Consider the following 23584-nt stretch of genomic DNA (forward strand, 5'->3'; position numbering starts at 1 on the left):
ATCCGTTTTTTTCCAACACCAACCCTCCGAGGTACTGCATGAAGTCGTTCACCCTGGCCGCCGTTGCGGCGGCCCTGCTCGCCACGGGCATTGCCCACGCCGAACCGGCCACCTATGCCATCGACCCCACGCACACCAGCGTGATGTTCGAGATGCCGCACTTCGGCACCTCCACCGTCCGCGGCCGCTGGCAGGCCAAGGAAGGCAGCGTGCAGTTCGACAAGGCCGCCAAGACCGGCAAGGTCGATCTCACGTTGGACACCAACGCAGTGAACAGCGGCGTGCCGGCGCTGGACAAGCACCTGCAGGGCGCGGACTTCTTCGACACCGCCAAGTTCCCCACCGCCAAGTTCGCAGCCGACAAATTCAGCTTCAACGGTGACAAGGTCACCGAAGTCGCGGGCACGCTGACGATGATGGGCAAGACCCACCCGGTCACCCTGAAGGCGACCAACTTCAACTGCTACCAGAGCCCGATGCTCAAGCGCGAGGTCTGCGGCGGCGACTTCGAAACCACCATCCAGCGCAGCCAGTGGGGCGTGAGCTGGGGCCTGAACTACGGCTTCCCCGACGCGGTGCACCTGCTGGTGCAGGTGGAAGCGGTCAAGCAATAAGGCTCCCATGCTGCGGCGCGCCGCGGTCCTGCTGCTCGCCACCTTGGCGGCGGGCAGCAGCCACGCGGAGCCCCGCAGCTACCGGCTGGACCCGGACCACAGCTTCATCACCTTCGAGGTGCTGCATTTCGGCACCTCGACCCTGCGCGGCCGCTTCGGGCCGGTGAGTGGGTACGTGCGACTGGACTCGCAGGCTGGCACCGGCCATGTGGGCCTCACGATCCCCACCGCCCGCGTGGACACCGGCGTGCCGCTGCTCGACCGGCGGCTGTGCGAGCGCGACCTGCTGGGCTGCGCCGACCATCCCAATGCCTACTTCGTGGCCGAGCGCTTCCGCTTCGACGGCGACGCGGTGCGCGAGCTGCGCGGCGAGCTCACGCTGCATGGCGTCAGCCAGGCGCTCACGCTCAAGGCCGTGCACTACGGCTGCCACCCGCATCCGCTGCTCCAGCGCGAGGTCTGCGGCGGCGATTTCGTGGCCGAGCTGCTGCGCAGCGACTTCGGCGCCGCATTCGGCGTGGCCTTCGTCTCCGACCGCGTGACGCTGAAGATCCAGGTCGAGGGCATCCGGGAGCCCTGAGGCCCAGACGGCCTGTCCGCGTTCGGTGCAGCCTGTCGGGGCGGCCGCACGCCTCGTCGCAGGGCGCTTGGGCGGCCCGGGAGCGCCCCGTACAGTGCGGGCCATGGACAACAAGCCATCCTCGCCGGTGTACAAGGCCCCTGACTGGGCAGAGCGACTGCAGGCCGCCCGCCTGGTCGCCATGCAGTTCCTCCGCCGCTACGCCGATTGGCTGGCTTCGCAAAGCTGGAAGCGGCTGGTGCTGCTGGGGGCGCTGGCGCTGGCGGGCACGGGCATCCTGTCGAGCATGCCGCCCTTCAGCACGGAATGGGGCGGCGGCACCCGGTTGGTGGAGCCGGACCGCCATGCCGCGGCGAAAGCAAAAGCCAAGGCCAAAGCCAGGGCGGCCAAGACACCCGGCGTGGTGGTCACGGTGGACGACGATGGCGTTCACATCAACGGCCACGTGAGCGCGGATCCGGCCGCCTCCGCAGCGTCCGGAGCGCCCGCCACGCCGGCAACGCCCGAAGTGCCGGACGTGAACATCAAGCTGCCACCCGGCGCCAACACCGAGGAGGTGCGCCGCGCGATCGAGGAGGCCAAGGACGAGATCCGCTCGGCGATCGAAGCGGCCAACGAGGCGGCCGCGGAAGCTGCCGCCGCTGAAGCCGCTGGGCGCCCCCGCTACGAGCATGTGCCCGGCTTCGTGCTCGGCGAGGTGCTGGTGCCGCTGATGCTCATCATCATCGTGGCCTCCATCATCGCCAAGGTGATGGGCACCGGCCGCAAGAAGGCGGAAGCCGTGGCCGCGGTGGCCACCGAACGCGCCGAGAGCGAATCGCTCAAGCGCCAGGTGGTGGAAGCGCGCATGGCCGCCATGCAGGCCCAGGTGGAACCGCATTTCCTGTTCAACACCCTGGCCTCGATCGACCACCTGATCGAAACCGACCCCGCACGCGCCAGCCAGATGCAGAAGAACCTGATCGCGCTGCTGCGCGCGTCGATGCCCACCATGCGCGAAACCCACGCCAGCGGCATGCGGGAGCTGGCGCGCGAAATGGCGGTGATCAAGCCCTACCTGGAGATCCTGAAGGTGCGCATGGAAGAGCGCCTGCAGGTGGAGCTGGACGTGCCGGAGGGCCTGCAGTCGGCCGAGTTCCCGCCGATGATGATCCAGAGCCTGGTGGAAAACGCGATCAAGCACGGCCTGGAGCCCAAGGCCGAAGGTGGCAAGCTCAGCGTGCGCGCCGAGATCCGCCACGGCAAGCTGTGCATCACCGTGGCCGACACCGGCCTGGGCTTCGGCAAGGCCGCCACCGCCGGCACCGGCGTGGGGCTGGCCAACATCCGCGAGCGCCTGCAGCTGCTGTACGGCACCAAGGCCACGCTCACCGTCACCGAGAACCAGCCCAGCGGCACCGTGGTGACCATCACCGTGCCCTACACCCATCGCAACCAGGAAGGAGCGTGAGATGACGAACACCATGACCGTTTCACCCACGTCGCGCCCGGCCCGTTCCGGCCTGCGCACCTTCCTGCGGTTGGCGTTCGGAGCCGCCGCCGTGCTGGTGCTGCTGACCGCCGTGATGTTTGCGCTATGGTGGATGGTGGGCGCGCCACACGAGTCGATCACGCTGGTGATCGACGACGACAGCATCACGATTCCCGGCGCAGCGGGCGGTGAATGGCTGCTGGCCATCGGCGGCGTGCTGCTCGCGCTGCTCGTCGTGCTGATCGTGGTGCCGCTGGCGCTGCTGGTGGGCCTGGGCGTGCCGGCCGTGCTGGCGGTGTTCGGCCTGGCCGTCGGGCTGCTGTGCCTGGGGGTGACGCTGGCGGTGCTGTGTTCGCCGCTGCTGCTGCCGGTGCTGCTGGTGTGGTGGCTGGTGCGGCGCAGCAACCGCCGGCCGCCGCCGGCATCCACTACGATCCCGGCCTGACGCCCGTGCGCCGTCCGGCGCCATGGCGGGCATCGCGCCAGGAAACCCCATGAACACCGACTCCTCCACTGCCCCACCCGTGCGCTGCGTCATCGCCGATGACGAACGCCTGATGCGCGACCAGCTGCGCGCCCGCCTGGCCGAGGTATGGCCGGAGCTGCAGATCGTGGGCGAGGCTAAGAACGGCACCGAGGCGGTGGAGCTGGTGTCGCAGCACCACCCGGACATCGTGTTCCTGGACATCCGCATGCCGGGCCTGACCGGCGTGGACGCCGCGCGCCAGATCGCCCAGCTGCCCACCGATGACGACTGGGACGGCTGCGAGATCGTCTTCATCACCGCTTACGACCAGTACGCGGTGGAGGCTTTCGAGCAGGGCGTGGCCGACTACGTGCTCAAGCCGGCCGAACGCGAGCGCCTGCAGGTGACGGTGGGCCGCATCAAGAAGCGCCTGGCCGCGCGCGACGGCCAGGGCGACGCCGATGTGGCAGCCAAGCCGCTGCAGCAGCTGCTGCACAAGCTGTCAGCCAGCTTGAACCCCAGCGGCAAGCCCAGCTACCTGCGCTGGATCCAGGCCACCGTGGGCCAGAGCATCCAGATGATCCCGGTGGAGGACGTGCTGTTCTTCATCTCCGACGAGAAGTACACCCGGGTGCAGACCGCCACGGTGGAAGCGCTGATCCGCAAGCCGATCAAGGAGCTGGTGGACGAGCTGGACCCGGAACTCTTCTGGCAGATCCACCGCTCGACGCTGGTGAACGCGACCGCCATCTCCGGCGTGACCCGCGACCTGCGCGGCCGCCAGATCGTGACGGTGAAGGGGCACCCGGAGAAGCTCGAGGTCAGCCGCAGCTACACCGGTCTCTTCAAAGGCATGTAGCGGCCGCTGGCCGCTACATGCTGGGGGCCGGTCAGTGGCCGGCGGAGACCTTCTCGCCGGCCTTCAGCTTGTAGACCGTGCTGCAGTACGGGCACCAGCCTTCGCCGGTGGTGGTGACGTCGATGAACACCTTGGGGTGACTGGCCCACAAGGGCATCTTGGGGTTGGGGCAGAACACCACGCCCGGCCCCTGCAGGTCGCTGGCCAGCACTTCGACGACGGATTTAGCTTCGTTCATACGGCTCTTGCTCTTCAGACCTTGGTCAGCCACTCGGCGTACTTCGCATTGCGCCCGTTGACGATGTCGAAAAACGCGCTCTGGATCTTCTCGGTGATGGGGCCGCGTGCGCCCTCGCCGATCTGGATGCGGTCGAGCTCGCGGATCGGCGTCACTTCGGCGGCGGTGCCGGTGAAGAAAGCCTCGTCGCAGATGTACACCTCATCGCGCGTGATGCGCTTTTCCACCAGCTTCAGGCCGAGGTCCTGGCAGATGGCGAAGATGGTGTTGCGGGTGATGCCGTTCAAGGCGCCGGCCGACAGGTCGGGCGTGTAGACCACGCCGCCCTTGATGACGAACAGGTTCTCGCCCGCGCCTTCGCTCACGAAGCCCGATGCATCCAGCAGCAGGGCCTCGTCGTAGCCATCGTCGGTGGCTTCCATGTTGGCGAGGATGGAATTGGTGTAGTTGGACACCGTCTTCGCCTGCGTCATCGTGATGTTCACGTGGTGACGGGTGTAGCTGGAAGTCTTGACGCGGATGCCGCGCCGCAGACCCTCGTCGCCCAGGTAGGCGCCCCAGGTCCAGGCGGCCACCATCAGGTGGATGGTGTTGCCCTTGGGGCTGACACCCAGCTTCTCGTCGCCGACCCAGATCAGCGGTCGGATGTAGCAGCTCTCGAGCTTGTTGGCGCGCACCACCTCGCACTGCGCGTCCATCACCTGCTGCATCGAGAACGGGATCTTCATGCGCAGGATCTTGCCGCTGTTGAACAGCCGCTCGGTGTGTTCGCGCAGCCGGAAGATCGCCGTGCCGTTGACGGTGTTGTAGGCCCGTACGCCTTCGAATGCGCCGCAGCCGTAGTGCAGCGTGTGGGTGAGCACATGGATCCTGGCGTCGCGCCAGTCCACCAGCTCGCCGTCCATCCAGATCTTGCCGTCGCGGTCAGCCATCGACATCGCGGGTCTCCAAAGGCGTTTTCAGGGGCTGTGATTCTAGAGCGCGGGCTCCTGCACGCCCTGCGCCACCTCAGCGCGCGACAGTTCCCAGCCCACCAGCCGGCCGCCGCGCAGCGCCAGCGTGAGCTGGTCGCCGCCCGGGTCGGTCCAGCGCCAGCGCTCGGGGCCGGCGGCGCCCGTGCTGTCCAGCCGTTCGCCCAGGCTGCGCGTGATCTTCAGCACGTCGATCAGGCGCAATCCCGGCTTGAGCTTGCTCTGCAGCATGACCGCGCTTTCCACATGGCCCATGGGCGCATGGCCGGCCTGGCGCAGCACGCGCAGGGTGCGGCTGAATTCCAGCAGCAGCCAGAACACCGAGAGCGTGATGCCCACCACCGCGCCCTGCCAGCCGAAGCGCGCATACCCCGCGGCGGTGACCAGCACCGCCACCGCCCAGACGATCCAACGATTCATGCCGCGATCCTAGCCGGGGCCACGCGGCCGGTGCGCAGGGCAAACGCCCAGTCGGGCCGGGCGTTGCGCTCGGCTTGCGCCGCAGCCGTTGCCCAGTCGTAGGGCACGGCGTGCTGCTCCACCTGCCAGCCGCCGGGCTGGCGCACCAGCAGCGCCCAGCGCGCGTGCGGGCTGCCCACTTCCATGTGATGCGGGTGCGGATGCTCGTCGTCGTAGGCCTGCAGGCCCACGCTGCCGGGGTTGACCACGAGGCTGCGGCCCACCTGCATGGCGCGCGGCACATGGGTGTGGCCGCACAGGACCAGCGGGTGCGTCACCGCACCCAGGCGCTCCTGCGCCTCGGCGGCGCTGGCGGGGCGCATGCCGGTGCTGCCATGCCGGCCGAAGTCCGGCGTCACGCTGTCCAGCCAGTAAATCAGGTCACTCGTCGGTGTGCCATGGCACAGCAGCACCTCGTCGTTCAGCGCCATGGTGGGCGGCAGGCTCGCCAGCCAGTCGCGGTGCTCGGCCTGCAGGCAGCGCACGGTGTGGGCGTCGGTGGCGCTCATGCGCTCCAGGGCCTGCGTGAGCACCTGGCGTTCATGGTTGCCGGCGATGGCGGGCAGGCCCAGCGGCATCAGGCGGTCGGCGGTTTCCGCCGGCCACAACGGCCCGGAGAGGATGTCGCCGAGGTTCACGGTCACATCGGCCCCGCAGCGTGCGATGTCGGCCAGCACCGCCTCGAGTGCGGGCAGGTTGCCGTGGATGTCGGAGATGGCGGCGATGCGCACGGGAGGCTCCCTTTGGTCAATGCAGGCTGCGGGCCACTTCGATCGCTTCTTCGATGCGCTCGACCGCGTGGATGGTCAGCCCTTCGATCGGCTTCTTCGGGGCATTGGCCTTGGGCACCACTGCGATGCTGAAGCCGAGCTTGGCCGCCTCCTTCAGGCGCTCCTGCCCGCGCGGTGCCGGCCGCACCTCGCCCGCCAGGCCGACCTCGCCGAAGGCGATGAAACCGCGCGGCAGCGGCCGCCCGCGCAGCGAGCTCTGGATGGCCAGCAGCACCGCCAGGTCCGCCGCCGGCTCGCTGATGCGCACACCGCCCACCGCGTTGACGAACACGTCCTGGTCCATGCAGGCCACCCCGGCATGGCGGTGCAGCACCGCCAGCAGCATCGCCAGGCGGTCTCGGTCCAGGCCCACCGACAGGCGCCGCGGGCTGGGGCCGCCGGAATCCACCAGCGCCTGGATCTCCACCAGCATCGGCCGCGTGCCCTCCAGCGTGACCAGCACCACCGAGCCGGGCACCGGCTCGCCATGGGTGGACAGGAAGATCGCGCTCGGGTTGGTCACGCCCTTGAGGCCGCGTTCGGTCATGGCGAACACGCCGATCTCGTTGACCGCGCCGAAGCGGTTCTTGAAGGCCCGCACCAGGCGGAAGCTGGAATGCGTGTCGCCCTCGAAATAGAGCACCGTGTCCACGATGTGCTCCAGCACGCGCGGGCCGGCCAGCGTGCCTTCCTTGGTGACATGGCCCACCAGCACCATCGCCGTGCCGGTGGCCTTGGCGGTGCGGGTCAACTGCGCCGCGCACTCGCGCACCTGCGCCACCGAGCCGGGCGCCGAGGTGAGCTGGTCGGAATACACCGTCTGAATGGAGTCGATCACGCAGAAGGCCGGCTGCTCGCTGGCGACGGTGGCGAGGATCTTCTCCAGCTGGATCTCCGCCAGCACCCGCACCTTGGTGCCGGCCAGGCCGAGCCGGCGCGAGCGCAGCGCCACCTGCGCGGTGCTCTCTTCCCCGGTGACATAGAGCACCGGCACCTGGAGCGACAGCGCATCCACCGCCTGCAGCAGCAGGGTCGACTTGCCGATGCCCGGGTCGCCGCCGATCAGCACCACGCCCCCGGCCACGATGCCGCCGCCCAGCACCCGGTCCAGCTCCTCGATGCCGGTGGGCGTGCGGTCCACGTCCGACGCCTCGATCTCGGACAAGGTGGCCGCCGGCATCGACTTGGCCAGGGCCTGGAAGCGGTGGCGCGCGCTGGTGGTGTTGTCCGCCACGCTTTCTTCCAGCGTGTTCCAGGCGCCGCACTCGGGGCACTTGCCCAGCCACTTGGGGCTGGTGCCGCCGCACTGGGTGCAGACGTAAACCGTTTTTTCCTTCGCCATGCGCGGATTGTGGAGCCCCCGGCCGCCTGGCGGCCGCTCCCCGGGCTGACTGGAGCCTCCCTCGTGGAGGGAGGCTGGAGGGTGCGGTCGGTCGCGCTGGAGCTCCCTCCTGGAGGGGGCTCGGGGAGCCATGCCTTAAGCCGCAGGCTAGGAGGCAGCGCGGCTTCTGCCGCGCGGCCTCCTAGCCGTCGCCCACCTTGCCGCGCAGCGCCTTCACCTGGCCGCGCTGGCTCTTGCCCTCCAGCCGCCGCTGCTTGGAGCCGAACGTCGGTTTGGTGGGCTTGCGCGGCTTGGGCGGCGTGGCCACGCTGTCCACCAGCGCCTGCAGCCGCTCCATGGCTTCGGCCAGGTTCATCGGCTGGCTGCGGTGGGTCTGCGCCTTGATCACCACCACGCCCTCGCCGGTGATGCGCTGGTCACCCAGGGCCAGCAGGCGCGCCTTCACCGCCTCCGGCAGGGACGACGCGTGGACGTCAAAGCGCAGCTGCACTGCGCTGGACACCTTGTTGACGTTCTGCCCGCCCGCGCCCTGGGCGCGGATCGCTGTCCACTCCACCTCGTCCGGGCGCACCTGCGGCATGGCGACGGATCAGCTCGTGGCTTCCTGCCGGATTTCCTGGTAGCGGCGCTCCAGCTCCTGGCGCAGCTGCTTGCGCAGCTTGGCCGCCTCGCAGCGGTGCTTTTCCGCTGGCGTGGCCGGCTGCAGCGGCGGCACCGGCACCGGCTTGCGTTCGTCGTCCACTGCCACCATCGTGAAGAAGCAGCTGTTCACATGCCGCTCTTCCTGGGTGCGGATGTTCTCGGCGATCACCTTCACGCCGACCTCCATCGACGAGGTGCCGGTGTGGTTCACGCTGGCCAAAAAGGTGACCAGCTCGCCCACGTGGATGGGCGAGCGGAACACCACCTGGTCCACCGACAGGGTGACCACGTAGCGCCCGGCGTAGCGGCTGGCGCAGGCATAGGCCACCTGGTCCAGGAGCTTGAGGATGGTGCCGCCGTGCACGTTGCCGGCAAAGTTGGCGGTGTCCGGCGTCATCAGCACCGTCATGGAGAGCTGGTGGGAAGGCAGGGTCATGAGGGGTCGCAAAGCGCGGGCTGAAGTGCCTGCATTGTGCGGCCAGGCTCTTGCTGCAGCAGCCGCACCTCGGCCGGCCCGCCCTCCGCACTGAGCACCGCTTGGGCGCCGGCGGCCAGCGCCATGGACTGGCCAGCGACCAGGAAGTGGTCATCCGGGTCGCCGGCCCGCGTGAGCCAGACCCGGCCCTGCAGCACGCTCAGGCGCACCGGGTGCTCGTCGTTGCAGCGCAGGTGCTGGCCTTCGCGCAGTTGCAGGAGGGTGGGCTGGGCGGTGGTGGTCATGGGGCGCTCCTTGTCAATGGCGTCCAGTGTCGGCAGCCGGCCGCCCGACCGACAGAGCCAGAGCAGAACCAAATGGAGCAGCACAGTTGGCCCGCCGCTGTGCGCTGTATTGCCCGCAACTGGGCACATCTGTGCCGGTACGGCAGCGCAGGAACTCCTCACAATAGGGTGCATGGACGACTCTGCGCGATCGCCGTCCGCCGCCGTTCCGGGGGCCGACACCCTGTACCAACGCATTGCGGGCCAGATCGAACGCGGCATTGCCAGCGGCGCGCTGCGCGCCGGCGCCCGCCTGCCCTCCGTGCGCCAGCTCAGCCTGCAGCACGGCGTGAGCATCACCACCGCGCTGCAGGCCCTGCGCCACCTGGAGAACCAGGGCATCGTGCAGGCGCGGCCCAAGTCCGGTTATTTCGTGATGCCGCGGGCACCCTCGCTGCCGGAGCCGCAGTTCGACCTGCGGGTGGACGCGGCCAGCTTCGTGAGCATGGACCACGTGCTGCACGAGTTCCTGCTCACGGTGGAGGACCCGCTCGCGCTGCCCGCTTTCCACGCCGCGCCGGCGCGCTCGCTGCTGCCGGAAGCCAAGCTGCAGCACATCCTGGCCAGCGTGAACCGGCGCCACCCGGAATACGCCACCACCTACAACATGGGCGGCAGCCTCGCCCTGCGCCAGCAGATCGCACGCCGGGCGGTCGGCTCGGGCGTGCAACTGCGGCCGGAAGAGATCGTTGTCACCAACGGCGGCATGGAGGCGATGTACCTGGCGCTGAAATCCGTGGCCAGCGCCGGCGACACCATCGCGCTGGAATCGCCCACCTACTTCCACCTGCTGCAGTCGGTGGAAAGCCTGGGCATGCGGGCGCTGGAGATCCCCAGCCATCCGAGGGTGGGCATTTCGCTGGAGGCACTGGACTTCGCGACGCAAACGCCGGGCGCCGTGAAGGCCTGCATCCTGCTGCCGCACTTTCCCAACCCCGGTGGCAGCCTGATGCCGGTGGAGCGCAAGCGCCAGCTGGTGCAGCTGTGCGCCGACCGCGGCATCACGCTGATCGAAAGCGACATCTACGGCGAGCTGTATTTCGGCGACCAGCGCCCGCCGGTGCTCAAGAGCTTCGACGAACACAACGACGTGATCCTGTGCTCGGCCTTCACCAAGACGGTGGCGCCGGGCTACCGCATCGGCTGGGTGGCGCCCGGGCGACATTTCCTCAAGACGCAGGCGCTGAAGATGCGCACCTCGGTGGCCTGCCCGATGCTGCAGCAGGAAGTGCTGGCAGAGTTCATGCGCGATGGCGGCTACGACCACCACCTGCGCCGGCTGCGCGCCGCGCTCAAGACCCAGGCGCACCAGATGGCCGATGCGGTGGCGCGCTACTTCCCCATGGGCTGCCGGCTCAGCCTGCCCCAGGGTGGGCTGCTGCTGTGGATCGAGCTGCCGCGCCATGTGGACTCGCGCGCGGTGTTTGCGCTGGCGCGGCTGGAGCACATCGGCGTGGCGCCGGGCGCGGCCTTCAGCATCAGCCGGCGTTTCGACCACTTCATCCGGCTGCAATACGGCCAGCCCTGGACACCGGAGCTCGACTCGGCGCTGCGCCGGCTGGGGCAGATCGTGGCCAAGCTGGCCGAAGCGCCGGTCGCCGCGCCCACCACCCAGTGGGAAGCGGCCTGAGGCCGGCCGGAGAACCGCGGCGCGCAAGCCGCAGCAGCCGGGTGCGGGGCGGCTTCTAGCCTCCCTTGGCGGCGCCCGCGGCTTCCGCCCGTGCATAGGCCGCGGGCGTGCGGCCCACCAGGCGCTTGAAGTCGCGGATGAAGTGCGCCTGGTCGAAATACCCCAGCTCCTGCGCCAGCGCGGGCCAGTCCACCGGCGCGCCGTGCTGCAGCCGCTCGATGGCGTCGTGCATGCGGTAGCGCTTGATCACCCATTTGGGACCGATGCCCACGTAGTCGTTGAACAGCCGCTGCAGCGCACGCGGACTGACGCCGCAGCGCTGGGCGAGTGCCTCCACGCGCGTGAGATCGCGGTCGTGCACGATGCCGGCAACGATGTGGGCCACCCACGCCGCCTGCGGATTGGGCGGTGGGCAACGCGGCCGCAGGAAACGCTCCATGGTGGCCGCCATGGCTGCCATGTCGCCGGCAGTCAGCACCTGCGTTTCGAGCGCCTGGCAAGCGCCGCCGAACACCTCGGCCAGGCTGGCGGAGCGGTTCACCAGCTGCGACACCGGCCGCCCGAACCAGGGCCGGAAGGCACCGGCCTTGAACTTCACGCCGAACACCAGGCCGCAGCCGGCCAGCTCGCGCCTGAAGCGGCCCTCGTGCACACCCCACACCGCCGTGCGGCCCGCCTCCACGACGAGGTGCACATTGGGATGGGGCAGCGTCTCCTGCACCTGCGGCGGTGCAGCGCCCATGTCCCAGCGCACGCACCAGAAGTGCTCCAGCCAGTCGGCCAATGCGGAGCCGGGCGCCAGGCGGTCGTGCCGGAAGGTGCCGGGGCCGAGGTGGCGGCGCAGCACGCCGCGCGGTGCGCCGGGGTCGCGTCGCGTTTTTGCAATCGGCGATGCGTCCGCCCTGTTCAAATCGATGCTCATCCCGTCAAGGTTGTTTTGCATGACGCCCAGATCGCGCATCATCGCCGCAGCGGCCACAACCGCCGCCGTGCTGCTGTCGGCTCCGGCAGCACACTGCGCCGACGCGCCGGCCGCCCCGCACAAGGAGACTCGCATGACCACCACCGCCACCGGCCCGTTCGAGGTGAAGCTCAATCCGGAGGCGCCCAGTGCGCCGGCCTCGGCGGCAGGCCTGGGCCGCATGTCGCTGGACAAGCAGTTCCACGGCGACCTGGAAGCACGCAGCCAGGGGGAGATGCTCGCCTTCCGCAGCCCGGTGGAGGGCTCCGCCGGCTACGTGGCGATGGAAACCGTGACCGGCCGCCTGCACGGGCGCGAGGGCAGCTTCACCTTGCAGCACAGCTCGACGATGCGGCGCGGTGCGCCGGTGCAGTCGATCAGCGTGGTGCCCGATTCGGGCACCGGCGAGCTCACCGGGCTGGAGGGGCGCATGACGATCATCATCGAAGGCGGCAAACACTCATACCGGTTCGAGTACAGCCTGCCCGAGCCGCGCTGAGCGCGCCGGCAGGGGAGCACTGCGCCGGTCAGGCGCGCAGGCGCTCTGGCGGCGGCGCCGAGGCCGGCTTCGCGCGCAGCCCGGGCAGGCTGGTGAGGCGCGGTGCCGCGCTTTGCAGCACCCGCCACAGCGCCAGTGCCGCCGGCTCCACGTCCTTGCGCCACACCAGGCGCCAGGGCCGGCGCAGCGGCGTGCGCGCCAGGCGGCGCGCCACCACGTCGCCGCGCCGCAGGTGCGGCTCGGCCACCCATTCGGACAACACGCCGATGCCCATGCCGGCGCGCGCGAAGTCGATCACCGCCTCTGTCAGCGGCATCAGCTGGTAGTGCAGCGGCGCCTCGCCCCGCCGGGCTGCAAGCGGCTTGTGGAACCAGCCCATGTCGCGGGTGGGCAGACGCGAGGTGAGCAGGGTTTCGCCGGCCAGGTCGGCCCGCGTGAGTGCCGGCAGCGCCGCCAGGCGATGCGAGGCCGCCATCACGAACACCACTTCGTCGGCAAACAGCGGTTTGTCCACCAGGCGGCGGCTGCGCGGCGTGGGCGCCTCGCTGATCAGCGCGACGTCGATCTCGCCGGCCAGCAGCGCGGCCACCGGATCGCGCGTGCCGTCCAACGCGATCTGCAACGACACCCCCGGCAGCGCGGCTTGCAGTGCGCGCACCGCGCTCGGCATCCAGTGGTAGGCGGTGTAGCACTCGCACACCAGGCGCAGCGGCTGCACCGGTGTGGCCGGGGCACGCAGCTGTGCCTCCAGCTGCTGCAGCTCCGCCAACAGGGGCGGGGCGCCGCGCAGCAGCGCGTGGCCGGCGGGCGTGGGCTCCAGGCCGCGCGGCGTGCGCTCGAACAGGCGCACACCGAGCTTGTGCTCCGCAGCCAGCAGCGCACGGCTGACGGCCGGCTGGGTGAGGTGCAGGCTGGTGGCCGCGCCGGCGGTGCTGCGTGCAGTGGCCAGCGCGAGCACCAGACGCAGGTCGCGGCTGTCGAGCCGGGTGGGCGATGCAATGCGGTCCATGCATCGAGTGTATGTGCCGAATGCGTTGGACGCATCGGCATGCGGTCGCAACACTGCGCTGCATTGCAACCCTTTGGGAGACACCATGTACGCCGACCCCTCCACCGCCACCGCATTTGAGAGCAGCACCTCCGCCACCGCCGAGGTGCTGCGCCGCTTCAACGAAGCCTTCCTGCGCCACGAGCCTGCGCTGCTGCCGCCGCTGATCGCGCCCGACTGCGTGGTCGAGCGCTCGCAGCCCACGGCCGACAGCACGCACCTGGTGGGCGGCCCGGCCTGCCTGGCGATGTGGCTGGAGATCGCCGCCAACCGCAACGGCCACTTCACCTTGGAAGAGGTGGTGGTGATGGGCGAACGTGGCCTGATCTTCTGGGAGTACCGCACCGGGCCCGGGCCGGCCGAGGTGTCGCGCGGGCTGAACGTGATGACCGTGCGCGGCGGCCGCATCGTTGAAGGCCGCGGCTACGTCAAGCGCCCGGCTTGAAGGAGCCCATCATGAAGAGCTATCACATGACCCTGGGCGCGGGGCTGCAGGGCCTGGTGCTGCGTGAGCACGAAGTGCCGCAGCCCGGGCCGGGCGAGGTGCTGCTGAAGGTGCACGCCGTGTCGCTGAACTTTCGCGAGCTGATGATCCTGCAGCAGGGCCGTTACCCCCTGCCGGTGAAGCCGGACGTGATCGGCCTGTGCGATGGCGCCGCCGAAGTCGTGCAGCTGGGCGCAGGGGCGCACCGGTTCGCCCTGAGCGACCGCGTGGTGGCGTCCATCTTTCCCCATTGGCAGGCCGGGCCGTTCACCGCGCAGCGCGCCGCCCAGCTCGGTGGCTCGCTCGACGGCATGCTGACCGAATACGCAGTGCTGCCGCAGGACGCGCTGGTGCCGGTGCCCGACCACCTGTCCTGGGAGGAGGCCGCCTGCCTGCCGTGTGCCGGGGTCACCGCCTGGAACGCCCTCACCGGCGGCCTGCCCTTGCAGGCGGGGCAGGACGTGCTGGTGCTCGGCTCCGGCGGCGTCTCGCCGTTTGCGCTGCAAGTCGCCAAGGCCTTTGGTGCACGCGTGATCGCCACCAGCTCGGGCGAGGCCAAGGCGCGGCAGCTGCGCAAGCTGGGCGCGGACGCGGTGATCGACCGCGGCGTGGTGCCCGACTGGTCGGCCGAGGTCAAACGGCTCACCGGCGGTACCGGGGTGCAGCACGTGGTGGAGGTGGGCGGCGGCGCCACCTTGCCGCAGTCACTGCAGTCGGTGGCCCTGGGCGGCGAGATCGCTTTTGTCGGCACTGCCGCGGGTGGCAGCTCGTTGATCGACGCCAATGCGGTGTTCGCCTCGGGCGCCGTGCTGCGCCCGGTGGCGGCCGGCAGCCGCGAACAGCTGGCCGCCTTCGCCCGCACGATGGCGGTCAACACCCTGCGCCCGGTCATCGCACGCGTGTTCGACTTCGAGGACGCGCCGGCGGCGCTGGCCTGGTACGCCCAGGGCCAGGCGGTGGGCAAGACAGTGATCCGGGTGGCGTCGTGAACCGGGCGCGCAGCTCTGCGCTCAGAAGGTGTGAATGAACCGGGCGTGCGCGAGCAGGCTGCGCAAACGGACTCAATCTAGGCGCAAAGCACAGCCGTAGCTCGGGCCACGGCGAGCATTTGCAACGACGAGTGGGGCCGTTTGCGAAGGATGAGCGGGCATGACGGGTTCGTTCACACCTTCTCAGGCCACCACGCTGACCGGCACCCGGCGCGCCAGCGCGCACATCAGTTCGTAGCCCAGCGTGCCGGCCGCGTGCGCCACCTCGTCGATCGGCAGCAGGCTGCCGTGCGGCCCGCGGCCCCACAAGGTGACCTCGCTGCCCAGGCCGGCATCGGGCACCGGGGACAGGTCGACCGCGATCATGTCCATGGACACCCGACCCAGCGTGCGGCAGCGCACGCCGTCCACCAGCACCGGCGTGCCGGTGCCGCAGTGGCGCGGATACCCGTCGGCATAACCGCAAGCGGCGGTGCCGACGCGCAGCGGCGTCTCGGCGCGGAAGGTGCTGCCGTAGCCCACGGTGTCGCCGGGCTGCAGGTCGTGCACCGCGATCAGCCGGGTGCGCAGGGTCATGGCCGGCTGCAGGCCCCAGTGGGCGATGTCGTGCTCGGGATGGTCGGGGGCGGAGCCGAAGCTCATGATCCCGGTGCGCACCCAGTCGGCCCGCACCTCCGGCAGGTGGGCATGGCGCAAGGTGGCGGCGCTGTTGCTGAGCGAGCGTTCGCCGGGCAGGTCGCGCGTGGCCTCCACGAAGGCCTGCACCTGGTGCCCGATGCCGCGCGGGCCGTCGGCGTCCGAGAAATGGGTGACCAGCGAGATCTCGTCCACCTGCGGCAGCGCGTTCAGCCGGGTCCAGGCGCTGCGGTAGGCATGGGGCGCAAAACCGAGCCGGTTCATGCCGGAGTTCATCTTGAGGAACACCCGGTGCGGGCGCTGGGTCTTGTGCGCGGCCAGCCAGTCGATCTGGGCGTCGTTGTGCACCACATGCCACAGGTCCAGGCGGGAACACAGCTCCAGGTCGCGCGGCTCGAAGGCACCTTCCAGCAGCAGGATGGGGCCGCGCCAGCCAAGCGTGCGCACCCGCTCCGCCTCGTTGAGGTCCAACAGCGCAAATCCGTCGGCAGCGCGGAAGGCCTCGTACACACGCTCGATGCCATGGCCGTAGGCGTCGGCCTTCACCACCGCCCAGACCCGTGCATCCGGCGCCGCCTGGCGAGCCCGCCGCAGGTTGTGGGCCAGGGCGTCGGTGTGGATCAGCGCTTCGATCGGGCGGGGCATGGTGCGGAAGATTCTGCCAGCCGGCCCGTCGAGCAATTCTCCAAAGCGCAAGGCTCGCACCGGCACAACCCCCGGTCGTTTCGGGCCTGCATGCTATAAACCCCGCCGGCTCCGTCTTTTGCCGACGGTCTGAGACCCCACACTCCGCACCGACCGTCCGCGCGCCGCCAGAGCGAATGAAAAAAGGCTTCTACACGATCATGTCAGCGCAGTTCTTCAGCTCGCTGGCGGACAACGCATTGTTCGTGGCGGCGGTGGAACTGCTCAAGACCTCGGGCGCGGCCGAGTGGCAGCGCGCCGCCCTGGTGCCGATGTTTGCGCTGTTCTATGTGGTGCTGGCCCCTTTTGTGGGCGCGTTCGCCGACGCCGTGCCCAAGGGCAAGGTGATGTTCGTGTCCAACGCCATCAAGGTGGGCGGCTGCCTGCTGATGCTGTTCGGCACCCATCCGCTGCTGGCCTACGCGATCGTCGGCCTGGGCGCCGCCGCCTACTCGCCGGCCAAGTACGGCATCCTCACCGAGCTGCTGCCGCCGTCGCAGCTGGTCAAGGCCAACGGCTGGATCGAGGGCCTGACCATCGGCTCCATCATCCTGGGCCTGCTGATGGGCGGCCAGCTGGTGGGCCGGGCGGTGGCGTCTCACCTGCTGGCCGTCGATGTGCCGTATGTGAATACCGGCATCGACACGCCGCCCGAGGCGGCGATCTCCAGCCTGATCCTGCTGTACATCATCGCGGCGGCCTTCAACCTGCGCATCCCGCGCACCGAGGCGCCGCTGCAGCCGCTGGCGCACAACCTGATCGTGCTGGTGCGCGACTTTTCCCAGTGCAACGCCCGGCTGTGGAACGACCGCCTGGGCCAGATCTCGCTGGCCACCACCACCGTGTTCTGGGGCGCCGGCGGCAACCTGCGCTATGTGGTGCTGGCCTGGGCCACCGCCGCGCTGGGCTACACCACCACCCAGGGCACCTCGCTCACCGGCGTGGTGGTGATAGGCACCGCCGCCGGCGCACTGCTGGCCTCGGTGATCATGCGGCTGGACAAGGCCACCGCCGTGATCCCGCTGGGCGTGGGCATGGGGCTGGTGGTGATTGCGATGAATGCCATCCACAACGTGTGGATGGCCGTGCCCTTCCTGATCCTGCTGGGCGGCTTCGGTGGCTTCCTGGCGGTGCCGATGAATGCGCTGCTGCAGCATCGCGGCCACAGCCTGATGGGCGCCGGCCGCTCGATCGCGGTGCAGAACTTCAACGAACAGGCGGCCATCCTTGGCTTTGGCGCCTTCTACACCGGGCTCACCCGGTTCGGCCTGTCGTCGGCCGGCGCGATCACCCTGTTCGGCCTGCTGGTGGCCGGCACCATGGGCCTGATCTGGCGCTGGCACCGGCGCAACCTGGTGATGCACGGCGACGAGGTGCAGCGCCTGCTGGCCATCGCCCGCTCCGACCGGCACTGACGCCGCCGAGACCTCCCCGCGTTGTTCAGCGCTGGATGGCGCGCACCGGCCCGGGACGGGTGAAGGTGGCACCGTGCGCGGCCAGCAGGCGGCGCAGGCTGCCGTCGTCCACCGGCTTGACCAGGTAGGCATCGGCACCGGCCAAGGTGGCGCGCACGCGCTGCACCGGCGCATCGGTGTCGCTCAGCAGGAACACGGCCGGGCGGGTGCCCGTGCCGACGGCGTGCTGGTGTTTCACATGCTGGCAGAGGTTGAGCCCGTCCATCTCGCTGGCCGCGCCCAACTCGGTGTCGACGAACACGAACTGGAAAGCCAGGCGCGCCATCAGCTCCAGCGCCTTGCCGCTGGTATTGGCGCGCGCCACCGACAAGCCCAGCGCCTGCAGCTGGCGCTCCAGCGTGCGCGCGCTCAGGTCGTTGGGGTCCACCAGCAGCACCTGGGGCGACACGGTGCGTGCAGGTTCCGGCAGGTCGCTGGCGCGCCGGCCAGTGGGTGGCGCAGCGGCGCCGGCCCAACGCTGCCCCACCACGCCGTCGAGCTCGCGCAGCACGTGCAGCGGGTCGATCGGCCGCATCATCCACGCCAGCGCACCTTCGGGCGCCTGCGCGCCGATGAACACCGTGTCGGCCACCCGGCCCGCGGCAATGACCTGGTCCACCACGCCGGGGTGGTCCGCATCGGCCACGATGAAGCGGGCGTCCTCGGGCGAGTCGGTCTGCTCGTAGGCGGGGAAGCGGTCCCCGGCGAGGCGGAAGTAGGACGCCAGCGCGCTGCGCTCGAACTCGCTGAAGCCTTGCAAGGCAACGCGGACACGGGGATGGGAAGCAGCGGCAGCGGCGGTCATGAACGAGGTATCAGGCGGGGCTGGCAATCATGTTCGGAGCGCGCGGCAGCGCTGTCAACGCGGCCCGCCCGGCAAACAGGGGGTGGCCCACGCGACTAACATGCACTTGTGTGGTGCCGGGCCGATGTTCAGAGTCCGGCCGGCAGCACTGGTTCCGCTTGCAACAGAAAGGCAGCCCATGACCGCCCAAAGCCTGTACGACTTCGAGGCCCGCACGATCGACGGCCAGACCCGCCGCCTGAGCGACCTGAAAGGCCATGTCGTGTTGATCGTCAACACCGCCAGCGAGTGCGGGTTCACCCCGCAGTTCGCCGGCCTGGAAAAGCTGTGGGCCCAGTACAAGGACCGCGGGCTGGCGGTGGTGGGCTTCCCGAGCAATGAATTCGGCGGCCAGGACCCGGGCAACGATGAACAGATCGCCTCCTTCTGCCAGGTGAACTACGGCGTCAGCTTCCCGATGATGAGCAAGATCGAGGTCAACGGTGCCAGTGCGCATCCGCTGTTCCAGTGGCTCAAGCAGCAAGCACCGGGCCTGCTGGGTACCCAGGCGATCAAGTGGAACTTCACCAAGTTCCTGGTCGGCCGCGACGGGCAGGTGATCAAGCGCTATGCCCCCAACGACACGCCCGAATCGCTGGAAAAAGACATCGTGGCCGCACTCGCCGCGCCGGCGCCCTGACCTGCACCCTTTCACTCCCGGAGAACCCATGTTCCAGCACGTCGAACCCTTCGGCGGCGACCCCATCCTGTCGCTCAACGAGGACTTCCAGAAGGATCCTCGCCCCCACAAGATCAACCTGTCGATCGGCATCTACTTCGACGACGAAGGCCGCATACCGGTGATGGCCTCGGTGCGCCGCGCCGAGCAGAAGCTGCTGCAGAACAACGGCCCCAAGCCCTACCTGCCGATCGAGGGGGCGGCCAACTTCCGCGCTGAAGTGCAGAAGCTGCTGTTCGGCCCCGGCCACGAGGCGGTGACCTCCGACCGCATCGCCACCATCCAGTCGGTGGGTTCCAGCGGCGGCCTGAAGGTGGGCGCCGACTTCATCAAGCGCTACTTCCCGGCCAGCGAGGTGTGGGTGAGCGACCCCACCTGGGACAACCACCGCTCGATGTTCGAAGGCGCGGGCATCACGGTGCGCACCTATCCGTACTACGACCCCGCCACCGGCGGCGTGCGTTTTGCCGAGATGATGTCCGCGCTGCGCGCCTTGCCGGCCAGCACGGTGGTGCTGCTGCATGCCTGCTGCCACAACCCCACCGGCGTGGACCTCACGCGCGCGCAATGGGATGAGCTGATTCCACTGCTGAAGGAGCGCCAGCTGCTGCCTTACCTGGACCTGGCCTACCAGGGCTTCGGTGACGGCATCGAGGCCGACGCCTATGCGGTGCGCCAGCTGGCGGCCGCCGGCGTGAGCTTCTTCATCGCGAACTCCTTCTCCAAGAGCATGAGTGTGTACGGTGAACGCTGCGGTGCGCTCAGCGTGGTGTGCCCCGACGCCGCACAGGCCGCCAACGTGCTGGGCCAGCTCAAGTTCACGGTGCGGCGCAACTACTCCAGCCCGCCCATTCACGGCGGCCAGATCGTGGCGCTGGTGCTGGGCGAGCCGGAGCTGCGCAGCCTGTGGGAGCAGGAGCTGGCGGCCATGCGCGAGCGCATCCTGGCCATGCGCAAGACGCTGCACGGCGTGCTCACGCAGAAGGTGCCGGGCCGCAACTTCGACTACTTCCTCACCCAGCACGGCATGTTCAGCTACACCGGCTTGAGCGCCGACCAGGTGGACCGGCTGCGCGAAGAGCATGCGGTGTACCTGGTGCGCTCGGGCCGCATCTGCGTGGCGGGCTTGAACTCGCACAACGTGGAGCCGGCCGCCAAGGCGATGGCGGCGGTGATCGCCCAGGGCTGATCCTTCGCCCCTTGCCGGGTGAATGCAAGGCGCTCCACGGAGCGCCTTTTTCATGCCCGCAGCACAGCGCCTCATCCAGCGCGGCGCCGGCGGCGTACATGAAGTCCAGCAGCCGGTGTAAGGAACGCCACAGAGCACCGACTGACTCCCGCCGCCTCACTGCGATGGCGAGCGTTCAACCCACACCAAGAGGAAATCACCATGGCAAACATCAAGACCGGTCTGGCCATCGCCACCGCTGCCGCCGCCCTGCTGTCCACCGGCCTGCTGGCCACCACCGCCCAGGCGGCCGACCAGGGCGCGGTGAAGTGCTCCGGCGTCAACAGCTGCAAGGGCACCTCGGAATGCAAGACCGCCTCCAACGAGTGCAAGGGCCACAACAGCTGCAAGGGCCAGGGCTGGGTGAGCAAGAAGTCCGCCGCCGAGTGCACCAAGGCCGGCGGCAAGGTCGTCACGGAATAAGCGCTGTTCCAGGAGCCACGGGCCGCGACGCATCGCGGGCCCGTGTTGTGAACCGATGCACGCCCATCGCGGGCATCGGCCTTTTTCCTGCACGACGACCATGACCTCCCTGCACGGCTTCGGCCTGGGCCTGCGCCCCGAGCACTACCGCGACTTCCTCGAAGGCCGCCCGCGCGTGGACTGGCTGGAGGTGATCTCCGAGAACTACATGGTGCCTGGCGGCAAGCCGCTGCACCACCTGGACCGCATCCGGCGCGACTACACCATGGTGATGCACGGCGTGTCCCTGTCCATCGGCGGCAGCGACGCGCTGGACCTGCACTACGTGCGCGAACTCAAGGCGCTGGTTGACCGGGTGCAACCGGCCTGGGTGTCGGACCACCTGTGCTGGACCGGCACAACCGGGCACAACCTGCACGACCTGCTGCCCCTGCCGTACACCGAAGCCGCCTTGCGCCACCTGGTGCCCCGCATCCACCAGGTGCAGGACCTGCTGGGCCGGCGCCTGGTGCTGGAAAACGTGTCCAGCTACGTGAGCTTCGCGGCCGACGAGATCAGCGAAGCCGAGTTCATCGTGCAGCTGCTGCAGCGTGCCGACTGCCAGCTGCTGCTGGACGTGAACAACGTTTACGTGAGCAGCGTGAACCACGGCTTCGACGCACATGCCTTCATCGATGCGATGCCGTCCGAGCGGGTGGTTCAGCTGCACCTGGCGGGCCACCAGGATCATGGCGACCACCTGGTGGATACGCACGACGCCCCGGTGTGCGACGCGGTGTGGGATCTGTACGGGTACACCGTGCAGCGCCTGGGTGGCGTGCCGACGATGATCGAACGCGACGACCACATCCCGCCGCTGGACGAGCTGGTGGCCGAGCTGGACCGGGCGCGCCAGATCGCCGCCAAGAACACGGCGTCGGTGCTGGAGATGGCCGCATGACAACGCTGCAGGCGCAGCAGCAGGCCCTGCTGCAGGCCATCACCGCACAGGCGCCACCCGCGGACACCCGCTGGCTACGCGCCAGCCCCGGCGGCGCCGCGCCGCGCCTAGGCATCTACCGCCACGCCTACCGTGCCCGCCTGGCCGCTGCGCTGGCTGACAACCACACCGTGCTGCAACGCGCGCTCGGTGACGACGCCTTCGCGGAACTGGCGGCGGCCTATGTGGCGGCCTGCCCGTCCACCACACCCTCGATCCGCTGGTTCGGCGATCGGCTGGCGGACTACATGTGCAGCCGGGAGGACCTGGTGCCGCATCCGGCGCTGGTGGACCTTGCGCGCATGGACTGGGCCTTGCGCGCTGCCTTCGACGCATCCGACGCCGCCGAGCTCGGGCTCGGCGCCCTGGCCAACGTGGCGCCGCAGCAGTTCGCGGGGCTGCGCTTCACGGCGCACCCGAGCGTGCGGCTGCTGGTGATGGACTGGACGATCGAGCCGGCCTGGCGCACACTGCGCGAGCACGACCCTGCCTCCGGCGCCGACGAACCGCAGCTGCCGGAACCGGAAGCCGCGCCGCACACGCTGCTGGTCTGGCGCCGGCAGCTGGACACGCAGTGGCGCTCCCTGAGCGCGCTGGAAGCAGCGCTGCTGCAGGCGGCCTTCGATGGGGAGCCCTTCGGCGCCCTGTGCGAGCGGGCTGCGGCCGCGCTGGACGGTGATGCGGAACAGGCCGCCGCCACCTGCGCCGGCGCGCTGCAGCAGTGGCTGCAGGACGGGCTGTTCTGCGCTGTGCAGCCAGCCCTGGGCTGACAGGCGCAGCCAGCCTCAGGCGTTGCCCGTTCGCCCGCCCGATTGGGTCTTGCGCTGGTCTTCCCGCGTTTCACGCGGCACGCCGGCGGCGCGTTCTTCGCCGGCCACGTCCTCCTGGTGTTCGGAGTGGGCGCCGTATTCGTCGGACGCCTGCTCACGATTCCATTCGCCGGGCGTGGCCTTGTTCTCCTTGGCGGCGCCAGGCGGTGATGCAGCGGGGCGGGTGGGCTCGGCCATGGTCTGCTCCTTCGGGTGACAGCTGTGTGGGCCATCACCCGGGCAACACGGATGCCCGCGCGCCGGCCGGCTGGGGCGGCTTGTCAGATGCAGCGCCCGCCGTCCACTTCCATCGCCACGCCGGTGATCATGGAAGCCTCGTCGCTGCAGAGGAAACACGCGGCGTTGCCCAGGTCCTCCGGCGTGGAAAAACGGCCGATCGGGATGGTGGAGAGGAACTTCGCGCGCATCTCCGGCGTGTCCTCGCCCATGAAGGTCTTGAGCATCGGCGTTTCGCCGGCCACCGGGTTGAGCGCGACCACGCGGATGCCGAAGGATGCGAGTTCCACCGCCATGGAGCGGGTGGCGGTGATGACCCAGCCCTTGCTGGCGTTGTACCAGGTGAGCCGCGGGCGCGGGCTCACGCCGGCGGTGGAGGCCATGTTGAGGATCACGCCGCCTTCGCCGGTGCGCTCCTTCTGCTCCTTGAAGCGTGGCACCACCTCGCGGCAGGCGAGGTAGATCGCTTTCATGTTCACCGCCACGATGCGGTCGAACTCGTCCTCGGGCAAGGTCTCCAGCGGCTGAGGCGTGTGGCCCACGCCGGCGTTGTTCACCAGGATGTGCAGGCCGCCGAAATGCGCCTCGGCGGCCTCCATCATGATGGTGACGTCGGCCGGGTTGCTCACGTCCACGCGCATCGCGCGCGCCCGTGGACCGAGCGACGCGGCCACGTCCAGGCCGGCTTGCAGGTCGCGGTCGGCAATGAGCACCTGCGCGCCCTCGGCCACGAACTTGCGCGCAATGCCGGCGCCGAAGCCGGAGCCCCCGCCGGTGACGATGGCGATCTTGTCTTTCAGTCGCATGCGGTCTGCCCCTGTGGGTTGTG

The 23584-nt window shown here is 69.6% G+C and carries 29 protein-coding genes; 15 read left to right on the forward strand and 14 right to left on the reverse strand.

All coding sequences use genetic code 11. From position 1 onward, the window contains the following. The first annotated feature begins 38 nt into the window (after window positions 1-38). The 5 genes from VPH43_RS14975 to VPH43_RS14995 all read left to right on the forward strand — a co-directional run bounded on the left by VPH43_RS14975 (window position 39) and on the right by VPH43_RS14995 (window position 3990). Window positions 39-614 (forward strand): YceI family protein, encoded by a 576-nt coding sequence (locus VPH43_RS14975; RefSeq protein WP_328578516.1) that lies wholly within the window; start codon window positions 39-41, stop codon window positions 612-614. Window positions 615-621: 7 nt separating this feature from the next. Beyond that, entirely contained in the window at window positions 622-1194 is a 573-nt protein-coding gene (locus tag VPH43_RS14980) for a YceI family protein (RefSeq protein ID WP_328578517.1), read from the forward strand. A gap of 103 nt (window positions 1195-1297) precedes the next feature. Then, window positions 1298-2644 (forward strand): sensor histidine kinase, encoded by a 1347-nt coding sequence (locus VPH43_RS14985; protein ID WP_328578518.1) that lies wholly within the window; start codon window positions 1298-1300, stop codon window positions 2642-2644. 1 nt (window position 2645) lies between these two features. Next, a complete protein-coding gene (locus VPH43_RS14990; protein ID WP_328578519.1) occupies window positions 2646-3110 on the forward strand; it encodes a hypothetical protein in 465 nt (154 codons plus the stop codon). 49 nt (window positions 3111-3159) lie between these two features. Next, the gene (locus tag VPH43_RS14995) at window positions 3160-3990 is read left to right on the forward strand and encodes a LytR/AlgR family response regulator transcription factor (RefSeq protein WP_328578520.1); all 831 of its coding nucleotides are present in this window, start codon (window positions 3160-3162) and stop codon (window positions 3988-3990) included. A gap of 31 nt (window positions 3991-4021) precedes the next feature. Here VPH43_RS14995 and VPH43_RS15000 read toward each other — a convergent pair whose 3' ends face one another. From VPH43_RS15000 to VPH43_RS15035, 8 genes are all read right to left on the reverse strand, one after another. Beyond that, entirely contained in the window at window positions 4022-4228 is a 207-nt protein-coding gene (locus tag VPH43_RS15000; RefSeq protein ID WP_328578521.1) for a zinc-finger domain-containing protein, read from the reverse strand. Between the two features lie 14 nt (window positions 4229-4242). Then, complete coding sequence (locus tag VPH43_RS15005; RefSeq protein ID WP_328578522.1) at window positions 4243-5166, reverse strand: branched-chain amino acid transaminase; 924 nt, start codon at window positions 5164-5166, stop codon at window positions 4243-4245. A 36-nt stretch (window positions 5167-5202) separates the two neighbouring features. After that, on the reverse strand, window positions 5203-5619 hold the full coding sequence (locus tag VPH43_RS15010) for a hypothetical protein (protein ID WP_328578523.1): 417 nt from the start codon (window positions 5617-5619) through the stop codon (window positions 5203-5205). After that, window positions 5616-6389: a metallophosphoesterase family protein gene (locus tag VPH43_RS15015; RefSeq protein ID WP_328578524.1), complete on the reverse strand. Its 774-nt coding sequence runs from the start codon at window positions 6387-6389 to the stop codon at window positions 5616-5618. The genes VPH43_RS15010 and VPH43_RS15015 overlap by 4 nt, the downstream gene beginning before the upstream one ends. Window positions 6390-6405: 16 nt before the next feature. Beyond that, on the reverse strand, window positions 6406-7770 hold the full coding sequence (gene radA, locus VPH43_RS15020) for a DNA repair protein RadA (protein ID WP_328578525.1): 1365 nt from the start codon (window positions 7768-7770) through the stop codon (window positions 6406-6408). 181 nt (window positions 7771-7951) lie between these two features. Continuing rightward, window positions 7952-8350 (reverse strand): alternative ribosome rescue aminoacyl-tRNA hydrolase ArfB, encoded by a 399-nt coding sequence (gene arfB / locus VPH43_RS15025; protein WP_328578526.1) that lies wholly within the window; start codon window positions 8348-8350, stop codon window positions 7952-7954. Between the two features lie 9 nt (window positions 8351-8359). Further along, window positions 8360-8848, reverse strand: a complete 489-nt coding sequence (locus VPH43_RS15030) for an acyl-CoA thioesterase (protein WP_328578527.1) — start codon at window positions 8846-8848, stop codon at window positions 8360-8362. After that, window positions 8845-9132, reverse strand: a complete 288-nt coding sequence (locus VPH43_RS15035; RefSeq protein ID WP_328578528.1) for a DUF2917 domain-containing protein — start codon at window positions 9130-9132, stop codon at window positions 8845-8847. Before VPH43_RS15035 ends, VPH43_RS15030 begins: the two co-directional genes overlap by 4 nt. Window positions 9133-9304: 172 nt before the next feature. On the opposite strand from VPH43_RS15035, the gene VPH43_RS15040 reads away from it, so the two are divergent. Beyond that, complete coding sequence (locus tag VPH43_RS15040) at window positions 9305-10801, forward strand: aminotransferase-like domain-containing protein (protein ID WP_328578529.1); 1497 nt, start codon at window positions 9305-9307, stop codon at window positions 10799-10801. 55 nt (window positions 10802-10856) lie between these two features. Here the strand turns inward: VPH43_RS15040 and VPH43_RS15045 are convergent, their stop codons facing one another. After that, entirely contained in the window at window positions 10857-11723 is an 867-nt protein-coding gene (locus VPH43_RS15045; RefSeq protein WP_328578530.1) for a helix-turn-helix transcriptional regulator, read from the reverse strand. Window positions 11724-11856: 133 nt separating this feature from the next. Here VPH43_RS15045 and VPH43_RS15050 point away from each other — a divergent pair, with 133 nt between their 5' ends. Continuing rightward, complete coding sequence (locus VPH43_RS15050; protein ID WP_328578531.1) at window positions 11857-12261, forward strand: DUF3224 domain-containing protein; 405 nt, start codon at window positions 11857-11859, stop codon at window positions 12259-12261. Window positions 12262-12289: 28 nt separating this feature from the next. Here VPH43_RS15050 and VPH43_RS15055 read toward each other — a convergent pair whose 3' ends face one another. Next, on the reverse strand, window positions 12290-13270 hold the full coding sequence (locus VPH43_RS15055; protein ID WP_328578532.1) for a LysR family transcriptional regulator: 981 nt from the start codon (window positions 13268-13270) through the stop codon (window positions 12290-12292). A gap of 85 nt (window positions 13271-13355) precedes the next feature. On the opposite strand from VPH43_RS15055, the gene VPH43_RS15060 reads away from it, so the two are divergent. After that, window positions 13356-13754, forward strand: a complete 399-nt coding sequence (locus VPH43_RS15060) for a nuclear transport factor 2 family protein (protein WP_328578533.1) — start codon at window positions 13356-13358, stop codon at window positions 13752-13754. 11 nt (window positions 13755-13765) lie between these two features. Then, entirely contained in the window at window positions 13766-14782 is a 1017-nt protein-coding gene (locus tag VPH43_RS15065; protein WP_328578534.1) for a zinc-dependent alcohol dehydrogenase family protein, read from the forward strand. A gap of 183 nt (window positions 14783-14965) precedes the next feature. Here the strand turns inward: VPH43_RS15065 and alr are convergent, their stop codons facing one another. Further along, window positions 14966-16063, reverse strand: coding sequence for an alanine racemase (gene alr / locus VPH43_RS15070; RefSeq protein WP_328578535.1), 1098 nt, complete (start codon window positions 16061-16063; stop codon window positions 14966-14968). A gap of 176 nt (window positions 16064-16239) precedes the next feature. Between alr and lplT the strand changes: the two genes are divergently transcribed. After that, a complete protein-coding gene (lplT, locus tag VPH43_RS15075) occupies window positions 16240-17517 on the forward strand; it encodes a lysophospholipid transporter LplT (RefSeq protein WP_328578536.1) in 1278 nt (425 codons plus the stop codon). A 25-nt stretch (window positions 17518-17542) separates the two neighbouring features. Here lplT and VPH43_RS15080 read toward each other — a convergent pair whose 3' ends face one another. Beyond that, complete coding sequence (locus VPH43_RS15080) at window positions 17543-18361, reverse strand: response regulator (protein ID WP_328578537.1); 819 nt, start codon at window positions 18359-18361, stop codon at window positions 17543-17545. Window positions 18362-18539: 178 nt separating this feature from the next. Here VPH43_RS15080 and VPH43_RS15085 point away from each other — a divergent pair, with 178 nt between their 5' ends. The 5 genes from VPH43_RS15085 to VPH43_RS15105 all read left to right on the forward strand — a co-directional run bounded on the left by VPH43_RS15085 (window position 18540) and on the right by VPH43_RS15105 (window position 22479). Next, on the forward strand, window positions 18540-19040 hold the full coding sequence (locus VPH43_RS15085; protein WP_328578538.1) for a glutathione peroxidase: 501 nt from the start codon (window positions 18540-18542) through the stop codon (window positions 19038-19040). Window positions 19041-19068: 28 nt separating this feature from the next. Next, a complete protein-coding gene (locus VPH43_RS15090) occupies window positions 19069-20268 on the forward strand; it encodes an amino acid aminotransferase (RefSeq protein ID WP_328578539.1) in 1200 nt (399 codons plus the stop codon). 201 nt (window positions 20269-20469) lie between these two features. Next, window positions 20470-20730: a BufA2 family periplasmic bufferin-type metallophore gene (gene bufA2 / locus VPH43_RS15095; protein WP_328578540.1), complete on the forward strand. Its 261-nt coding sequence runs from the start codon at window positions 20470-20472 to the stop codon at window positions 20728-20730. 100 nt (window positions 20731-20830) lie between these two features. Further along, a complete protein-coding gene (gene bufB / locus VPH43_RS15100; protein WP_328578541.1) occupies window positions 20831-21670 on the forward strand; it encodes an MNIO family bufferin maturase in 840 nt (279 codons plus the stop codon). Then, entirely contained in the window at window positions 21667-22479 is an 813-nt protein-coding gene (locus VPH43_RS15105) for an HvfC/BufC family peptide modification chaperone (protein WP_328578542.1), read from the forward strand. Before bufB ends, VPH43_RS15105 begins: the two co-directional genes overlap by 4 nt. A 15-nt stretch (window positions 22480-22494) precedes the next feature. Here VPH43_RS15105 and VPH43_RS15110 read toward each other — a convergent pair whose 3' ends face one another. Both VPH43_RS15110 and VPH43_RS15115 read right to left on the reverse strand, forming a co-directional pair. Then, window positions 22495-22716, reverse strand: a complete 222-nt coding sequence (locus VPH43_RS15110) for a hypothetical protein (protein ID WP_328578543.1) — start codon at window positions 22714-22716, stop codon at window positions 22495-22497. 83 nt (window positions 22717-22799) lie between these two features. Further along, a complete protein-coding gene (locus tag VPH43_RS15115) occupies window positions 22800-23561 on the reverse strand; it encodes a glucose 1-dehydrogenase (RefSeq protein ID WP_328578544.1) in 762 nt (253 codons plus the stop codon). Window positions 23562-23584 lie beyond the last annotated feature (23 nt).

Origin of the sequence: Ideonella sp. BN130291 (genome assembly GCF_036231905.1) — a bacterium.
GTDB lineage: Bacteria > Pseudomonadota > Gammaproteobacteria > Burkholderiales > Burkholderiaceae_C > CAMLIZ01.

Coding starts and splice junctions, on each gene's coding strand:
- VPH43_RS14975 (WP_328578516.1), top strand. CDS start 39: ATGAAGTCGTTCACCCTGGCCGCCGTTGCGGCGGCCCTGCTCGCCACG.
- VPH43_RS14980 (WP_328578517.1), top strand. CDS start 622: ATGCTGCGGCGCGCCGCGGTCCTGCTGCTCGCCACCTTGGCGGCGGGC.
- VPH43_RS14985 (WP_328578518.1), top strand. CDS start 1,298: ATGGACAACAAGCCATCCTCGCCGGTGTACAAGGCCCCTGACTGGGCA.
- VPH43_RS14990 (WP_328578519.1), top strand. CDS start 2,646: ATGACGAACACCATGACCGTTTCACCCACGTCGCGCCCGGCCCGTTCC.
- VPH43_RS14995 (WP_328578520.1), top strand. CDS start 3,160: ATGAACACCGACTCCTCCACTGCCCCACCCGTGCGCTGCGTCATCGCC.
- VPH43_RS15000 (WP_328578521.1), bottom strand. CDS start 4,228: ATGAACGAAGCTAAATCCGTCGTCGAAGTGCTGGCCAGCGACCTGCAG.
- VPH43_RS15005 (WP_328578522.1), bottom strand. CDS start 5,166: ATGTCGATGGCTGACCGCGACGGCAAGATCTGGATGGACGGCGAGCTG.
- VPH43_RS15010 (WP_328578523.1), bottom strand. CDS start 5,619: ATGAATCGTTGGATCGTCTGGGCGGTGGCGGTGCTGGTCACCGCCGCG.
- radA (WP_328578525.1), bottom strand. CDS start 7,770: ATGGCGAAGGAAAAAACGGTTTACGTCTGCACCCAGTGCGGCGGCACC.
- arfB (WP_328578526.1), bottom strand. CDS start 8,350: ATGCCGCAGGTGCGCCCGGACGAGGTGGAGTGGACAGCGATCCGCGCC.
- VPH43_RS15030 (WP_328578527.1), bottom strand. CDS start 8,848: ATGACCCTGCCTTCCCACCAGCTCTCCATGACGGTGCTGATGACGCCG.
- VPH43_RS15035 (WP_328578528.1), bottom strand. CDS start 9,132: ATGACCACCACCGCCCAGCCCACCCTCCTGCAACTGCGCGAAGGCCAG.
- VPH43_RS15040 (WP_328578529.1), top strand. CDS start 9,305: ATGGACGACTCTGCGCGATCGCCGTCCGCCGCCGTTCCGGGGGCCGAC.
- VPH43_RS15045 (WP_328578530.1), bottom strand. CDS start 11,723: ATGAGCATCGATTTGAACAGGGCGGACGCATCGCCGATTGCAAAAACG.
- VPH43_RS15050 (WP_328578531.1), top strand. CDS start 11,857: ATGACCACCACCGCCACCGGCCCGTTCGAGGTGAAGCTCAATCCGGAG.
- VPH43_RS15055 (WP_328578532.1), bottom strand. CDS start 13,270: ATGGACCGCATTGCATCGCCCACCCGGCTCGACAGCCGCGACCTGCGT.
- VPH43_RS15060 (WP_328578533.1), top strand. CDS start 13,356: ATGTACGCCGACCCCTCCACCGCCACCGCATTTGAGAGCAGCACCTCC.
- VPH43_RS15065 (WP_328578534.1), top strand. CDS start 13,766: ATGAAGAGCTATCACATGACCCTGGGCGCGGGGCTGCAGGGCCTGGTG.
- alr (WP_328578535.1), bottom strand. CDS start 16,063: ATGCCCCGCCCGATCGAAGCGCTGATCCACACCGACGCCCTGGCCCAC.
- lplT (WP_328578536.1), top strand. CDS start 16,240: ATGAAAAAAGGCTTCTACACGATCATGTCAGCGCAGTTCTTCAGCTCG.
- VPH43_RS15080 (WP_328578537.1), bottom strand. CDS start 18,361: ATGACCGCCGCTGCCGCTGCTTCCCATCCCCGTGTCCGCGTTGCCTTG.
- VPH43_RS15085 (WP_328578538.1), top strand. CDS start 18,540: ATGACCGCCCAAAGCCTGTACGACTTCGAGGCCCGCACGATCGACGGC.
- VPH43_RS15090 (WP_328578539.1), top strand. CDS start 19,069: ATGTTCCAGCACGTCGAACCCTTCGGCGGCGACCCCATCCTGTCGCTC.
- bufA2 (WP_328578540.1), top strand. CDS start 20,470: ATGGCAAACATCAAGACCGGTCTGGCCATCGCCACCGCTGCCGCCGCC.
- bufB (WP_328578541.1), top strand. CDS start 20,831: ATGACCTCCCTGCACGGCTTCGGCCTGGGCCTGCGCCCCGAGCACTAC.
- VPH43_RS15105 (WP_328578542.1), top strand. CDS start 21,667: ATGACAACGCTGCAGGCGCAGCAGCAGGCCCTGCTGCAGGCCATCACC.
- VPH43_RS15110 (WP_328578543.1), bottom strand. CDS start 22,716: ATGGCCGAGCCCACCCGCCCCGCTGCATCACCGCCTGGCGCCGCCAAG.
- VPH43_RS15115 (WP_328578544.1), bottom strand. CDS start 23,561: ATGCGACTGAAAGACAAGATCGCCATCGTCACCGGCGGGGGCTCCGGC.